The organism is Streptomyces sp. A2-16 (genome assembly GCF_018128905.1).
Classification (GTDB): Bacteria; Actinomycetota; Actinomycetes; order Streptomycetales; family Streptomycetaceae; genus Streptomyces.
The window spans coordinates 5143853-5159508 of sequence record NZ_CP063808.1 but is presented as its reverse complement, the minus strand read 5'-3'; the positions used below and the strand labels follow the sequence as shown (position 1 = coordinate 5159508).

Below are 15656 nucleotides of genomic sequence, written 5' to 3'. Positions count from 1 at the left end.
GTCGCCCCGCGCGTGGGTGGACATGCGTGATGGAAACACGCAGTGCAGTCGGGAATCGCGTGGCCGGGGTCTACTACAAGGAGCACAAGGCGGCCGACCCGAACTGGACCCCGTCCAACGACGGCGACCGCAGCGACCTGGCGATCGCCCTGTACTCCAGCACCGACGAGGGCAGGAGCTGGAAGGTCCTCAACGTCGTGGCGACCGGCGGCTGGCAGGGCGGCAGCGCGGGCGCGACTGGCACGAACGTCGCGACCGCCAACAAGGACAAGCAGGTGGACCCGCTGTGGGAGCCCTACCTGATGGTCTACAAGGGCAAGCTGGTCTGCTACTACTCCGACGAGAACGACTACACCGGCTTCGACCCGGTCACCGGCGTCCCGAAGAAGGACCCCGCCAACGACACGGCCACCGACTCGCACGGCCAGATCCTCGTGCACCGTACCTGGGACGGCCGGACCACCAACTGGAGCGACCCCGTCGTCGACATCTCCGGGTCGGTGCAGGACATGGGCGGCGGCAAGAGCGAGATCGGCGGCGGCCGGCCGGGCATGACCAACGTCGTCCCGACGTCGGACGGCAGGTGGATGCTCACCTTCGAGTACTGGGGCGGCGGAGCCAACACCCGCTATGTCATCTCCGACGATCCGCTGAAGTTCTTCCGCGGCAGCCAGACCGGCATGTCCGTCGGCGCGCTCCCGGTCGTCGCCGGTTCCCGTCCGCTCTCGGGCGGCGGCAGGCCGGTCCTGGTCCGCTTGCCCGACGGGCGTCTCGTCTACAACGCGGCGAACAGCGGCGACGTGTGGGTCAACGAGACCGGACGCAGCGACGTCGTGTGGACCGAGTACCAGACGACCTCGCCGGCCGGCTACAGCCGCAACCTCCAGTACGTCGACGGCACCGGCCGCATCGCGATCCTCAACAACCAGGGCACGTCCACGATCGCCTACGCCGAGGTCGACCTCGGCGACTCGGCCGGCACCTACTACCAGCTGGTCAACCGCAAGACCGGTCAGGTGATCGGTACCGGCAACAGGACCAACGACGCCAACCTCGGCAACGCGGACACACCGGACGTGGTTCTGGAGGACTCCGGAGCGGCGGCCGACCCGGACACCCAGCAATGGCACGTGGTGACCGAGCCGAACGGCGGTACGACCCTGCTGAACAGGTCGGGCGGCAGGGCGGCGGCCATCTGGACGGGCAACGCCACGGTCGGTCAGCGCATCGGCCAGTGGGTCGACAACAGCCCGACGGGCAGCTGGAACCTCGTCAAGGCGTCCGACGGTTACTACCGGCTCCAGGCCGTCAAGAACACGAGCCTCTACCTCACCGGGGCGTCCGCGGGAGCGCCGCTCACCCTCCAGAACGGCACTGCCGACGGCTCGCAGGACTGGAAGCTCGTCCGCTAGGCCTTCGCGAAAGGGGTGGTCCGGTCGATCGGACCACCCCGCTCTTCCCTGCGGAGAATCCGAACTATTCCTGCGTGATGGCGTAACCGGCGACGGACGGCCACCGAACCGTCAACAACACCGATTCTTCTTCCGCGCACCACGAGTGATCGACACCGCGACCCCAGACGACATAATCTCCCTGCTTTTCGAGAACGACATCTCGCCCAGGGAATTCCACGCGAAACCGGCCGCTGATGAGCACCAGGAGAGCGGTCCGCTCCTCACCCCGTACCCACTCCAGCCGCTGCTCGCCGCGCGGATGGATACCCCATTTGACCTCGACCGCCTCGGTGTGCCGAGGGTCGCCGACCTCCTTGAAGTGGCCGAGTATCCATCCTCGGTCCAGTGGGGCGTCGTGCCCCGCATTCCCTACGTAAATACCGTCGTTCATGAATGGGAATGTTATCAGTGGAGTCAATGTCCGACGAGGCGCGATTTGTCGGCTATTCGCGCAACGGGACGGAGTGAATTCCCGGAATTTCGGCTCGTACGGGTGCCTCGCTTGCCGTGTCAGGAAAGGCGGGCAGGTCCAGGGAGTTCAGGATGCCGGCGCGGAGGGGGTCGGAGTCGGGCAGGCCGAGTTGGTCGGTCAAGGTGAGGGCCTGGCCCCAGGCGTCGCGGGCGGCGGCGGGGTGGGCGGCGTGCCGGCAGGTCTCCGCCAGTTGGGTGAGCCCTCTGGCCGCGCTGAGGCGGTCGCCGGTCTGGTGGAACAGGGCGACGGCCCGGCGGTAGTGGGTGGCCGCAGCCTCGTACCGCCCGAGTCGCAGATGGACGTATCCGAGGCTGTCCTGGATGTGAGCCTGCCCGTTGAGGTCCCCCGCGTCCTCGGCGAGCGTGAGCGACGCGCGGCAGTGGACCAACGCCCGGTGGTGATGGCCGAGTTGTGCGAGGACCCAGCCGATGTGGTTGAGCGCGGCGGATTCTCCGGCGGCGTCCTCGTCCGCCCGGTGGTGGTTCAGGCTGCGCCGTGCGTGAGCGAGGGCCCAGTGGTGCAGGCCCTTGGCCTCGAGGAGCCGGGACAGGTGCTGATGGACCCGGGCCCGGCCGGAGTGGCTGCCGAGTTCGCCGTAGAGGGCGAGGGCCTTGAGGTAGTGGTCGTAGGCCTCGGTGTGGTGGTCCAGGCGGTCCAGGGCCAGTCCGAGGCCGCGGTGCGCGTCGGCCCGGGCCGCTGTGTTGTCTTGTCGGCGGGCGGCTTCGAGCGCTGTCGTCTGAACCGTCGCCAGGGCCTGCCAGTGCCCGTTGCGGTCGAGGAAGGTGGTGAGGGTCGAGGCCAGTTCCCAGTTGTCCGGTGCCGGGGACCGGGCGACGAGGGCGAGCAGGATCGGGTGCTCGGCGGTGAACCAGTCCAGCGCCTCCTGGTGATCGGAGAGCGGCTGTGCCGTGTCCTGCGCCGGAGTGCTCCGGGGCGTCAGCAGGGCGTCGGCTCTGCGCGCCGTGCCGAGGTAGTGGTCGAGCAGACGGCGGATGGCCCGCTCGCGGTCGGTGTCCTGGGCCTGGGCGAGTTCGGCGGCGTAGGCGCGCAGGAGGTCGTGGAGGGTGTACCGGCCGGGGAGGTGCTCGGTGAGCAGATGGACGCGGGTCAGGTCGGCCAGCCGGGAGCGGGCCGTGGACACGGGGACGCCGGCCAGCGCGGCGGCCGCGTGAACCGAGAGGTCGGGCCCGGGATGAAGCCCCAGCAGACGGAACATGCGGGCCGTGTCGGGGTCCAGGGCGCGGTACGACCAGAAGAACACGGCCCGCACCTGGGTGGCCGGATCTCCCGCGTCGAGGGCGTCGAGGCGGCCTCCGTCGGCGCGCAGTTCCTCCGCCAGCAGGGCGAGCGGGAAGTGCGGTCGGGCGGCGGCGCGGGCGGCCACCACGGCCAGCGCGAACGGCAGTCCCGCACAGCGGGCGGTGATCTCCTGCACGGCCGTCGGTTCGGCGGCGATCCGGGGGTCGCCGAGCCGGGCTGTGAGCAGGGCGCGGGCCTGGTCGGAGGTGAGCGGGTCGACGGTCAGGAGCCGGGCGTCCTCGGCCACGGCCAGGCTGGTGAGCCGGTTGCGGCTGGTCACCAGCGTGAAGGTGCCGCGGACGCCGGGCAGCAGGGGGCGGACCTGTTCCGCGTCGCGGGCGTTGTCAAGGAGGATCAGGATCCTCCGGTCGGCCAGCAGACTGCGGTACAGGCCGGTCAGTTCCTCCAGGCCGACGGGTACGCGCTCCGGCTGGACTCCGAGAGCGACCAGAAAGCCGCGTACGGCCTCTGCGGGGTCCGTCGGGGCCGCCGACGGGTCGAAGCCGCGCAGGTTCGCGTACAGCTGCCCGTCGGGGAAGGCGTCGCGTGCCCGATGTGCCCAGTGCACCGCGAGCGTGGTCTTGCCGACTCCGGCTGTGCCGGACAGGGCGACGATGCCCGACGTGCGGGCCAGTTCGTCGAGTCGGGCCACTTCGCTGCGGCGGCCGGTGAACGCGGTGACGGGCGCCGGGAGTTGGGCCGGGGGAGTGCCTGTCACCTCCTGCGGGGCGGGCGTGGTCCGCGGTGCGGTGGGCCGTGCCGTTCCGGGGGCAGAGGTGCGGCCGGCGGGCGGGGCGGGGGGCGGTGCCAGGACGATGGCCTGGATCTGCCGTAGCGCGGGGCCCGGTTCGATGCCCAGTTCACCGGCCAGGCGGTGCCGGACGTGCTGGTAGTGGGCGAGGGCTTCGGCGGCGCGGCCACTGTGGTGCAGGGCGAGCATCATCTGGCCGGCGAGGCGTTCGTCGAGGGGGTGTGCGGCGGAGCGGGCCCGCAGGCCGGGCAGGGACTCGGAGTGGCGGCCGAGGCGTAATCGCAGGTCGTCGAGGTCGAGTTGGGCCGCGAAGCGTTCCTGGTCGAGGGTGTCGCGCACCGAGTTGAACCAGGGTGTGTCGAGCGGGCCGAAGGCGTCGCCGGTCCATCGGGCCAGCGCGTTCTCCAGCAGGGTCAGGGCTTTGTGGTCGTCGCTCCTGCGGGCTTCGGCGACCAGGCGGCGGAAGTCGTGCACGTCCACGGTGGCCGCGGGGGTCAGGGCGAGGACGTAGCCGCCCGCCTGTCGGGTGATGGCCACCTCGGTGGTGGTGGAGAAGGCCTGGCGCAGGCGGGAGACGTAGCCGTGGAGGGTGGCGCGGGCCTGGCGTGGGGGGGCCTCGCCCCAGACGCGTTCGGCCAGTTCCCCGGTGGTGACGGGCCGTCCGGTGTCCACGAGGAGCGCGGCGAGGACGCTGCGCTGCCGGGAGTGGCCCAGGGGTGCGGGCTTGCCGTCGATGTGCGACTCGATGCTGCCGAGCACCGTGAGATGCACCGTCATGACCGCATACCTTCCAAATGTCGGGTCCGACCCTCTTGTGATACCTGCCCGGCAAGACCGATTCAAGGTTCGTCCCAGCCTTGTCCTGGAACCGTCGGACACAGTGAGGGGCTCTGGAGCCGACGTCGTGATCGGGGGACGCGTTGAGCAGGCCACGAGCTGAACAGCCGCAGCGGCGCCGTGACTTCCGCCTGTACTGGCTGGCCGGCGTCACGGACCGGCTGGGCACGCACGCCGCCGAGCTGACCCTCGTGCTGCTCGTGCTGACGGCCGGCGGGAGTCCGGCGCTGGCCGGCCTGGTGGGGACGGTCGCGCTGACCGTCCCCACCGTTCTCGGGCCGGTCGCGGGCGTCCTCGCCGACCGCTGGTCGCGAAAGCACCTCATGCTCTGCTCGGCGGCGGTCGCGTTCACCGCGTTCGGGGTGCTGACCTCGGCGGTGTTCCTCGACCGGATCACGCTGCCCCTGCTGTTCGCCGTGACCGCGGTGGAGAGCGCCGCGGGCGCGGTCTACGCGGCGGCGGCCCGCGGCGCGATCCGGGCGGTGCTGCCGCCGGACGACCCGAGCGGGGCGGTCGCGGCGCTCCAGGCCCGCGATCAAGGGGCCGCGCTGCTGGGCCCGTTCCTGGGCGGAGTGCTGTACCAACTGGCCCGCTGGGCGCCGTTCGCCGCGAACACCCTCTCGTATGCCGGGACCGCGCTGTGCGTGCGCGCCATTCGCACCGAACTGTCGCCACCGGGCGGCACGGACCGCACGAAGTCGTTCCGGGACTCGGCCCGGGAGGGGCTGAGCTTCCTGTGGCACCAGCCGTTCCTGCGCTTCGCCCTGCTGTGGGGGGCGGGTGTGAACGCCGTGTTCACCGCCGCGTACTACTTCGTGCTCATCGCGGCCCGGACGCACGGCGCCTCGCCCGCGTCGGTCGGGCTGATGCTCAGCCTGGCCAGCGGGTGCGGTCTGGCGGGCGCGCTGGTGACGCCCTGGCTGCTGCGCCGGGTGTCCGCGAGGCGGCTCGTCGTCGGCTGCTCGCTGGCCATGGTGGTGCTGGTCGCGCCGCTCGGCGCGGTGCGCTCCGTGTGGGCGTACGGCGCCCTGTTCGGGGCCGCGCTGTTCGTCGGGCCGGTGCTGAGCGTGCTGTTCCAGACCCGGGCGATCGCGCTCGTCCCGCCCGAGCTGCAGGGGCGTACCGGAGCCGCCCTGGAGAGCGCCGTGAACGCCGTGCAACTCCTCGCGCCCGTCACGGCGGGCCTGTTGACCGCACTGCTCACCCCGGTGGCCGTCGGACTGCTGCTCGCGGCTCTTCTGCTGGCTCTGGCCGGATACGCGCACCGCGGCCGCAGGCACCTCGACGACCAGCCGCCCGCACCGGTTCCGACCCCCGTGTCCCAAGGAGACTGACGTGGAGATGCAGCTGCTCGCGGCACCCTGCACGCTGCCCTCGATCGCCGAACTCGCCCCGGACCGCGGGTGCTTCGTCGGCGCCGCCGACGACCGGTGCGAGATCTTCGCCTGGGACGTGGCTCGGGGGACGGCACGGCAGGTGACCGACCGGCCCGGGCTCGGCACCGACGTCGCGGACGTGGAACCGGGCGGCGAGCGCTTGTGGTGGTTCGACGACGACCGCACAGGGCGCGGGAGTTGGCGGATCCAGCCATGGGAGGGCGGCGTGGACCGGCCGGCACTGCCCGGTACGCCGCCCGCGCTGAACGCCGGGCTGGCGATGGCCGCCGACGGCACCGCCGCTGTCGGACTGATCGACGACCGAGGCTTCTCGGTCCGGCTTCGGACGCCGGAAGGACGGACGCACACCGTCCTGTCGACACGGGGCGGCGGCGAGCTGATCGACCTGACGCCCGACGGCTCCCTGCTGGCCGTGGAGCAGGAGACGGCCGTACGCGTGCTGGACCGCTCGGGGACCACGGTCGCCGAACTCCCCGGCCCTGTCTGGTCGGCGGGCTTCCGGCCGACGGACGGCCCACCGCTGCTCCTGCTGCTGGCCGAGGACGACGACGGCTACCGGTTCGGGACCTGGACACCGCAAGCGGGCTCCCGGCCGGTGGAGTGGTGCCGGTTCGAGTCGGAGGCGTCGGCGAGCTGGACCCCCGACGGCCGGGTGCTGGTCCGTCAGGACCGCCGCGGCCGCAGCGATCTCCACCTGGTCGACCTCGACCGGCAGTGCCGTGACGCCCTGCCCGCTCCGGCCGGAACCGTGCTCGACGCCCGGATGCAGCCGGGCGAGGACCTGCACCTGGTGTGGACGGACACCAGGACACCGCCCGTGCTGCGGACCTCCTCCGGCCGCCGGCCGCCCGGCATGCCCGAACTCCCCTCCTTGGACATGCCGTTGACGATCGATGACCGGTGGACCCCCGGGCCCGGAGGGCGGATCCACACCCTCCTCACCGCTCCGGCGAACCGGCCGGGGCCGTGGCCGACGGTGTTCCTGGTGCACGGCGGACCGTTCCAGCAGGACCGGGACGCCTACGACCCGGCCGTGGTGCTGCTGACGGCCGCCGGGTTCGCGGTCGCGCGGGTCAACTACCGCGGTTCGACCGGCTACGGGCCCGCCTGGCGCAATGCCTTCGACGCCGGCGTGGGACTGCCCCAGGTCGCGGATCTCGCGGCGGTCCGCGCCGACCTCGTCCGCGAGCAGCTCGCCGACCCGGACCGGACGGGGCTGGCGGGCTGGTCCTGGGGCGGCTACCTCACCCTCCTCGCCCTCGGTACACAGCCCGAACTGTGGCGGGCGGGGGCGGCGGTGCATCCCGTCGCGGACAGCGCCGCCGCCTTCCGGGCGGGCACACCCGCGCTCCGCTCCCTGGACACCCGACTGTTCGGCGGCACCCCCGACCAGCAGCCGCACCGGTACGTGCAGGCCTCCCCGATGACGTACGTCGACGCGGTACGTGCCCCGGTCCTGCTGGTGGCCGGCGGCAGCGACGTCAAATGCCCACCGGAGCAGGTGGTCCGCTACGCGCAGGCGCTGCGCGCGCGGGGGCTCGACCCCGAACTGCTGGAACCCGACAGCGGACACGACAGCCGCCTGGCGGACGAGCAGGCCATGGTGCTGACCGCTGTCGTGTCGTTCCTGGGTGTGCAGCTGGGCGGCGGCCTGCCGCTGAGCGGCCACGTCGGCGCCCGGACCGTACGACCCGTATGAGAATCCGCCGGGCCACGCCCCGGCGGCCACTGCCGAGCCGATCCCGAGAGGAGGTGAACAGCGTGCGCAAAGCCGTCGTCCACAACGACCCGCTCGACCTCAAGAACCAGTCGCGGGCCAACCGGCCGATCATCGTCATCATCGTCAGCTCCTGACCCGCGGACGCCGGGGCGGCCCTCGAGCCGCCCCGGCACTCCCACCCACCTCAACCGCCTTCATTCCTCAGGGATTTCGGTCACCCGGGAGTCACTGTGAAGATCGTTCTCGTCACCATGCCCTGGGCACTCCTCGACGTGCCCTCCCTCGCGGTGGGCATCCTGCGCCGCAGCGCGCAGCAGGCCCTTCCGGATGCCGAGGTGACCGTCGTCCACGGCAATCTCGACTATGTCGACTGGCTGCTGGAACGCCGTGAGTTCACCCTGGCCCAGTTCAACCTGCTCGCACTGGACAGCTACTTCAGCGGCCTGGGCGACTGGGTGTTCTCCTCCGCGCTCTACCCCGACGACGATCCCGAGCCGCGGATCAAGCAGATGACCGAGGAGCTCCCGCTGTCCGACAAGGACCGCGACATGGCGATCGAACTGCACCGCTCGGCACCGCAGTTCATCACCGAGCTGGCCGCGCGCATCATCGCCCTCGAACCGGACCTGGTCGGCTTCACCTCGACCTTCCAGCAGAACACCGCCTCCCTGGCCACCGCCCGCGCCATCAAGCGGGCCGCGCCTTCGGTACGCACGGTCTTCGGCGGCGCCAACTGCGACGGACCCCAAGGGGCGGCCCTGCACCGCAACTTCGACTTCGTCGACTACGTGGTCCGCGGCGAGGGCGAGCACGCCTTCCCCGCCCTGCTGAAGGAACTCACGAAGGACACCCCCGATCCCGAGGCGCTCGCCGCCATCCCGGGACTGTGCCTGCGCGACGGCGGCACCGTCCGGGCGACCTCCATGAACACCAAGCCGCTGCGTCCGGCCGACATCGTCTCGCCCGACTACGAGGGCTACTTCGAACGCCTGGAAGCCTCCAAGGCACGTGACTGGGTGGAGCCGAAGCTCGTGGTCGAGGGCTCGCGCGGCTGCTGGTGGGGCGAGAAGCACCACTGCACGTTCTGCGGGCTGAACGGTTCGTTCATGGAGTTCCGCAGCAAGAGCCCGGAGGCCTTCTACGACGAGGTCGTCGGCCAGGTCGAACGCCACCAGGTGCTCGACATGTACGTCGTCGACAACATCCTCGACATGAAGTACCTCTCGACGGTGCTGCCCAGGCTCGAACGGAGCGGCTACGACCTGCGGCTGCAGTTCGAGATCAAGTCGAACCTGCGGCGCGAGCAGCTGGCGACCCTCTACCGGGCCGGACTGGTCAACGTCCAGCCGGGCATCGAGAGCCTGAGCAGCCGAGTGCTGAAGCTGATGGACAAGGGCGTCACCGGCTGCCTGAACGTGCGGATGCTGCGGGACGCCGAGACCGTGGGCCTCTCGGTCTCCTGGAACTACCTCTACGGCTTCCCGGGCGAGCGCCCCGAGGACTACCTGCCGCTGATCGCGCAGTTCCCCGCCCTGCACCACCTGGCCCCCATGGAGGGAGTGGCCCGGATCGTCACCGAACGCTTCAGCCCCAACTTCGACCGTCCGGAGTTCGGGTTCCAGCCGCTGCGGCCGGACGCCCAGTACCGGCGCAACTACAACCTGCCCGAGTCCGAACTGCTCGACCTCGGATACCTGTTCACAGGCCCGCACCGCGGCATCGAGGACCCGACCAGCGACCTGCTCAAGGCCGCCGGCGACCGCTGGCAGGAGGAGCACGTCCACAGCAGGCTCAGCGGGGTGGACCTCGACGACCGGATCGTCCTGGTCAGCCGGCGCAAGGACTTCGACTGGACCACGATGACCCTCGAGGACCCGTACGAGGTGGCCGTCTTCCGTCTTCTCGACCAGCCGCACGCCACCGCGTCACTGCTGCGCAAGCTCGGCGGCGACACCTCCGTCACCAGGCTGGAGGCCCTGTTGTCCGACTGGCTGCGCCTCGGCCTGGTCTTCACGGACGACGAGCAGTGGGTGCACATCGTGCCGACCGCCACCAACCAGGAACTCCTGCGCTTCGAGCGGATCTTCGACACCCGGCGCAAGGGCACCACCGACGAACCGGAGCCCGAGCCGAGCCTCGCGGGCTGACCCGAGCAGCACGAAGGAGTACATGGCATGCCCACGACGACCCCGCTCACTCTGACGACCTGGCGCGACCACGACGAGGAGGTGCTCCAACTCCCCGCGCTGCGGCCGCTGACGACGGTGGTGGCCGACTCCGCCACCCCGGCCGAGACCGCCGCGAAGCTGTACACCGAGGGCGTGCGGCGGGTCGCCCTGGACCGCCCCGCCGACCTGACCGGGGCCACCGGAGCCCGGACGATCGTCTCGACGATGCTGCTGCTGGGCGAACTCACCAGCTGGGGCATCGTCGTCGACTGGGACGTGGCGCTCGGAGCGGACCCGGACATCTGGCGGTCCTTCAACCACCTCCACCCACCGCGGCGGATCCTGGACACGGAGCACGCGAAGGAGGCTGCGGACATCCGCCAGGAGTGGCGCTCGACCTTCTACGTCGGCAAGTGCGTCTACCGCAGGGGCCCAGGCTTCGTGCAGGTCCGCGACCGCCGCGCCGGCGGCTCGCTGGCCCGCTACACCCTCGACGACCCCGGCTATCTGGAAGCCGTCGACAAGCTGGCGCACGGCTGCCCCGCCGAGGCCGTGGCCCCCGACGTGCTGGACCACCTGGTCGGCGAAAGCCTCGCCGGCCGCGCGGGCCGCCTCGCCTGGTGGCTCCCGTACCGGGTCCGGCGCTGGCCGTGGCCTTCGTTCGCGGTCTGATCGGCCCGCGGTCTGATCGGCCCGGGGTGTGACCCTGGCGGCGGGCGGGTGCCGCGGGTCAGGGCGCTGCTGACGCGAGGTGCCGGCAGATCTGCTCCGGGATGCGTGTCACTCGGCTGGGTGAACTCGTGGACGGAGTCGGTGAGGATGCGTGCGATGACGGTCCGCTGGTAGATCTCGCGATACCGATCGGCATGGGTCCGCACCGTCTACTCGGACAGCCCGGCCTTGTGCCTGAAGACGGCGTAGAGGCTGGAGGCGGACAGCCCCAGGGCCGCGGTCAGGGCGCGGGTCGAGGTGCCGGAGCAGCCCCGTCGCCAGAAGAGGCGAGCGGCATCGAGGATCGCGCGCTCGCGACCGAAGTCCGGCGGTCGTCCACGGGTGCGCACGGTCACGTCGGCATTATTGATCGTTTGCTCCACAAGGGCTCTGTGGAGCAAACGATCCGCGACGACGTCCGGCAGCGCGCGGCGCCGGCCGAAGTCCATGAACGCGCCGGTGCTCGGCCGACTCCTCGACAGCCTCGCCGCCCGCTGACGGGCACCCGTGGAACCTGCGGAGTGCCGCTGCCCGCCCTGTGAGGTATGCGGGCGGCCGCTACGGGCAGGAGGGCCAGAGTGGCTGTTGAGTAGAGTGAACGTGAGGTGAGGGGAGGTTGTGGTGAGGGCGACGCGTACGTTGGCCGCGCTCGACGAGGTCGACTCCGGCGACCACGTCCTGCAGCTCCTGGACCCCGCGGATGACGTGTGGGACCGCAGCCGGGCCTTCGTCTCGGACGGGGAGCTCTTCGGCGACAAGGTGCTGGTCGTCGGCCCGTTCTCCCGGACGGCCGCCGCCGTTGCCCCCGTGCTGCTCGACCCCGCCCGGCTGAACGGCTCCCTGATCTCCGCGGTGCGACGCGAGGCCGCGAGCGCCGAGCGCGAGGGATACCGCTCGCTGCGCGTACTGCACCACGTGACGTGTGACGGGTCCGCCGCCGACCCGGAACAGCTGTTGCGCAGCGAGCTCGACCTGGAGGAGTTCGCCGCGGACAGTGGTGCTCTGGTGGTCTGCGCCTATCAGTGCGGCGAGGAGAACGTTTCAGCGCCTGAACAGGCGAGAAGCGTGCATCCTCACCACCTGGGCAGCCGTCCCGCGTCACCCGCCTTCCGGGTGTACCGGACCGGCAAGGACGGCTGGACCGTGAGCGGGGTCATCGACAGCGATGGCGCCCCGGTCTTCGGCGCCGTCCTGCGCACCCTGCTGTGCCAGGTGGCGACGGTGCGCCTGCTCTGTCACGGCCTGGACTTCCTGGACGCGGCCGGCATGAGCTCCCTCGCCGACGCGGCCCGCTGCCTGCCCGACCGCAAGGTGGTGCTGGAGGGGACGAACGAGACCGTACGCCTGGCCTGGGAGCTGACCGGCTTCGCAGACCCTTCGATTCCGGTGGTGATGACGCCGTGACCTCCTCCCCTCCCCGTACCGATCCCCCGTCGCCGGGGCCGGGGTATCGGCACGAGCTGTACCCGTACCGTTCCGGGGAGGAGTTCCTCGAGGGCACCGTGGGCTTCATCCGGGAGGCGCTGGAGTGCGGTGAAGCCGTGGTGGTGGCCGTCCCCGAGAGCAAGGTCTCCCTGCTCCGGGCCGAGGTCCCCGAGGACCGTGCGGTGCAGTACGTCGACACCAGCCCTCTGGCACACCATCCGGGTCGGCTCATCGCGGCCTGGCAGGACTGGATCAAGGACTACACGGCACAGGGGCGGCCCGTGCGCGGGATCGGCGAGTCACCGTGGGCCGAGGCCCGCTCCCGCTCCGAGGTGGAGGAACTGCGCTATCACGAGTGGCTGCTGAACAGGGCTTTCGCCGACGGCCCCGCCTGGTGGCTGCTGTGCCCGTACGACCTTGCCGGTGAACAGGCGGCCATGGAGCAGATGGCCCGCTGCCACCCCGAGATCCGCGCGGACGGCCGTACGACCGCCTCCGCCGACTTCGACCGGCAGGCCCCGTTCGACTTCGCCGTCCTGTCCCACCCCTGCGATCCCTACGACGAGTTCGCCTACTCGAGCGGTGATCTCCCCGCACTGCGGGAGAAGATCACCGGGTGCGCGGAGCTGGTCGGCCTGGGTGGTCGCCGGCTGCGCGAGATCCATCTGGCCGCCACCGAAGTGGCAACGAACAGCATTCGGCACGGCGGCGGTCAGGGCGTCCTGCGCACCTGGGCCGAGGACGGCCGCCTGGTGTGCGAGTTCCACGACGCCGGCTACATCAGCGACCCCCTCGTGGGCCGCTCCAGGCCCGACCACAGACAGATGGGCGGGCGGGGACTGTGGCTCGTGCACCAACTGTGCGACCTCGTCGAGATCCGCTCCACCCCCACGGCGGGCACCACGATCCGCCTGCACACCGAAGTGCCGACCGACCCCACTCCCTGAGACCCGGCGCCGCGACCGCACCGGCCATCCACCTGGCGTCCACCTCGGCGGACGTCTCCTCACATGATGTCGTCGTGACGCGGCTCGGCGTCGTACTCAGGACGGCTGGTCGCTCCATGACTCGTAGGTGTGCGTGGCCTCCTCGGTGTAGCGGCTGTCCACGAACGCGACCATGGCCATGGTGTCGGGGTCGGGTTCCGTCGCTGCCGTTCGATGGGTGATCGTGTCGGGCAGCATCACCAGTGATGTGGTTCCCCGGCCTGCGTCGGCGGGGCGCAGCTGGACGCGGATGCCGTGTCGGTCGGCCAGTCGGCCCACCACGAACAGGCCCATGCGCTGGGAGATGGCGAGGTCCACGGTGGGTGGGTCGGCGAGGTTGCGGTTGATCGCTGCCATCTCGTCGGCGGGAAGCCCGATCCCCTGGTCGTGTATCTCGAGCATGATCCTGCCGTCGGGCAGCCGCGTGGCGGTGACATGGACCGGGGCGTGCGGCGAGGAGAACGTGGTGGCGTTTTCCAGGAGTTCGGCGAGCAGGTGCACGAGGTCGTTCACGGCGCGCCCGTCGATCTCGGTTTCCGGAAGGCCGGACAGCTGGATGCGCTCGTACTGTTCGACCTCCGAGACCGCCGCGCGCAGGACGTCGACCAGGGGCAGCGGCTGGTCCCACTGCTGGACCGGGGCCTCGCCGCTGAGCACCAGGAGGTTCTCGCCGTTGCGGCGCACGCGGGTGGCGAGGTGGTCGAGCTGGAAGAGGTTCTCGAGCTGGTCGGGGTCGGCCTCGCTGCCTTCCAGGTCGGTGATCATGTGGAGCTGGCGCTCGACCAGGGACTGGCTGCGGCGTGCCAGGTTGCTGAAGATCGTGTTGATGTTGGCGCGCAGCAGGGCCTGTTCGGCGGCGAGCCGTACGGCCTCGCGGTGGACGTGGTCGAAGGCGCGGGCGACCTCGCCGATCTCGTCCGTCGTCGTGATCGGTATGGGTACGACGTCGTCGTCGACTCTGCCGGGCACCGCCCGGGTGAGCTGAGTCAGTCGGGCCGGCAGCCGCTGGGCGGCGATCTCGTGGGCGGAGGCGCTGAGCCGGCGCATGCTGGTGCTCATGGTGCGGGCCACCCAGTTCGCGAGGAGGAAGGCGGCCAGGATGGCGGCGAGCACGAGCGTGGCGTTGATGATCGCGTCGTTGCGCGCGTCGTCGGCGATCGTGTGTGCCTTGGACAGCGCGGTGTCGGTGAGATAGACCTCGACACTGCGGTAGGCGTCGAATCCGAGGGTGGAGGCCGCGAAGAAGACCTCGGGTGTGATGCCCTGCTCGGCGAGTGACGCGGCCGTCGCGCCGGAGGCGATGGCGCTGGTCATCTTGGCGAGGCTCGGTGGGGCGGCGAAGGTCTTGCCGGATGCCTCGGCCTGCGTCTGCGCCTCCGCGATCTGCTCCTGTCCCTTCTTCTGCGCGTCCGTCAGCGCCTGGCGGAGCCGGGCCGTCTCGGCGGTTCCGGCAAAGCCGGCGTACTCCTGGAGAGCGACCTGTTCGAGGTAGACGTAGGACTTGAACGAGGCGAGCTGGGACTCCAGTTCGCCCTTGGCCAGCTTGCTGCGGTTCTCGATGAGGAGGTGGGTGCCGATCGCGCGGATCAGCGACTCGGCGGCCTGGGCGAGCGAGACGGCGTAGAGGGTGCGGCCGTAGGTGGACTGGCTGGTGATGCCGAATCCGAGTTCGTTGGAGATCTCCATCAGCGGGTGCTGGACGGCGTGGTAGCTCTCCTCGGTCTGTACGCCGGTCATCTTGGGCGTGAAGGCGGCGGCGCGCACCAGGGGCAGTTGCTTCTCGCCTGCGCGCACGAGTTCGATCCGGCGTTCGAGACCGGCGGTCGTCGGCATACGAGCGACCGCGGCGTCGAATTTCTTTGCGTCCTCGTCGGTGATGCGCCGGGCCTTGAGGATGGTGCTGGAGTCCCTGTCGCCGTTGACCAAGGGGATGACGGAGACGTCGCGTTCGTTGATGGCGTCACTGGCGTACTTGTTTGCGGCCTGGACCAATTCCGCGACGCGGACCGCGTCCTTGGCGGTCTGCCAGGTGTCGATGGTGCGTTTGACTCGTACGCCCCCGAGGATGAGGGCGACGAGGACCGGAATCAGAAGGATCGCCTGCAGTTTCTGGGCCACACGCAGGTTGCGGGCACCGAATCTTCGGCGCAGGGGAGTGGGGGTGTGCGACACGGTCGTCCTATCCGCTCAGTTCCGCCTCGTGCTCGACACACTCCTCAATGAGGCGGCGACAGGGAGTTGACCAGATCAGGTCGGTTCGATGTCTAGCATTCCGCTTTCACTTCTGACCCGGATTTCACCAAAACTGTGCGCAGTTGATTTCTGCGGCGGACGGGCGACAATTCAGCGTCCCGCGTGGGCACATTGTCTTGGCATATGCAGGAGGAATTGGCCGCTGCTTCAAGAATGAGGGACGAGCCCTCCTCGATACACACC

The 15656-nt window shown here is 70.5% G+C and carries 11 protein-coding genes; 7 read left to right on the top strand and 4 right to left on the bottom strand.

Annotated elements, in window-relative coordinates:
• Positions 1 to 29 precede the first annotated feature (29 nt).
• Positions 30 to 1412: an RICIN domain-containing protein gene (locus tag IOD14_RS23135; RefSeq protein ID WP_249126036.1), complete on the top strand. Its 1383-nt coding sequence runs from the start codon at positions 30 to 32 to the stop codon at positions 1410 to 1412.
• A 64-nt stretch (positions 1413 to 1476) separates the two neighbouring features.
• On the opposite strand, the gene IOD14_RS23130 is transcribed toward IOD14_RS23135, so the two are convergent.
• Entirely contained in the window at positions 1477 to 1845 is a 369-nt protein-coding gene (locus IOD14_RS23130; RefSeq protein ID WP_123986728.1) for a signal peptidase I, read from the bottom strand.
• 52 nt (positions 1846 to 1897) lie between these two features.
• Complete coding sequence (locus tag IOD14_RS23125; protein WP_212671393.1) at positions 1898 to 4753, bottom strand: BTAD domain-containing putative transcriptional regulator; 2856 nt, start codon at positions 4751 to 4753, stop codon at positions 1898 to 1900.
• Between the two features lie 143 nt (positions 4754 to 4896).
• Here IOD14_RS23125 and IOD14_RS23120 point away from each other — a divergent pair, with 143 nt between their 5' ends.
• The 4 genes from IOD14_RS23120 (at position 4897) to IOD14_RS44485 (ending at position 10770) form a co-directional block, all read left to right on the top strand.
• On the top strand, positions 4897 to 6147 hold the full coding sequence (locus IOD14_RS23120) for an MFS transporter (RefSeq protein ID WP_212671392.1): 1251 nt from the start codon (positions 4897 to 4899) through the stop codon (positions 6145 to 6147).
• Positions 6148 to 6154: 7 nt separating this feature from the next.
• The gene (locus tag IOD14_RS23115; protein ID WP_249126292.1) at positions 6155 to 7909 is read left to right on the top strand and encodes a prolyl oligopeptidase family serine peptidase; all 1755 of its coding nucleotides are present in this window, start codon (positions 6155 to 6157) and stop codon (positions 7907 to 7909) included.
• 251 nt (positions 7910 to 8160) lie between these two features.
• A complete protein-coding gene (locus IOD14_RS23110; RefSeq protein WP_123986724.1) occupies positions 8161 to 10077 on the top strand; it encodes a RiPP maturation radical SAM C-methyltransferase in 1917 nt (638 codons plus the stop codon).
• 27 nt (positions 10078 to 10104) lie between these two features.
• A complete protein-coding gene (locus tag IOD14_RS44485) occupies positions 10105 to 10770 on the top strand; it encodes a DUF5825 family protein (protein WP_123986723.1) in 666 nt (221 codons plus the stop codon).
• A gap of 209 nt (positions 10771 to 10979) precedes the next feature.
• Here IOD14_RS44485 and IOD14_RS44480 read toward each other — a convergent pair whose 3' ends face one another.
• A complete protein-coding gene (locus IOD14_RS44480) occupies positions 10980 to 11165 on the bottom strand; it encodes a helix-turn-helix domain-containing protein (protein ID WP_249126035.1) in 186 nt (61 codons plus the stop codon).
• A gap of 265 nt (positions 11166 to 11430) precedes the next feature.
• Here IOD14_RS44480 and IOD14_RS23100 point away from each other — a divergent pair, with 265 nt between their 5' ends.
• Together IOD14_RS23100 and IOD14_RS23095 are read left to right on the top strand one after the other, a co-directional pair.
• Positions 11431 to 12213: an MEDS domain-containing protein gene (locus IOD14_RS23100; RefSeq protein WP_212671390.1), complete on the top strand. Its 783-nt coding sequence runs from the start codon at positions 11431 to 11433 to the stop codon at positions 12211 to 12213.
• Entirely contained in the window at positions 12210 to 13181 is a 972-nt protein-coding gene (locus tag IOD14_RS23095; protein ID WP_123986721.1) for a sensor histidine kinase, read from the top strand. The genes IOD14_RS23100 and IOD14_RS23095 overlap by 4 nt, the downstream gene beginning before the upstream one ends.
• Positions 13182 to 13277: 96 nt before the next feature.
• Here IOD14_RS23095 and IOD14_RS23090 read toward each other — a convergent pair whose 3' ends face one another.
• Positions 13278 to 15392: a nitrate- and nitrite sensing domain-containing protein gene (locus IOD14_RS23090; RefSeq protein WP_249126034.1), complete on the bottom strand. Its 2115-nt coding sequence runs from the start codon at positions 15390 to 15392 to the stop codon at positions 13278 to 13280.
• Between the last annotated feature and the right edge of the window lie 264 nt (positions 15393 to 15656).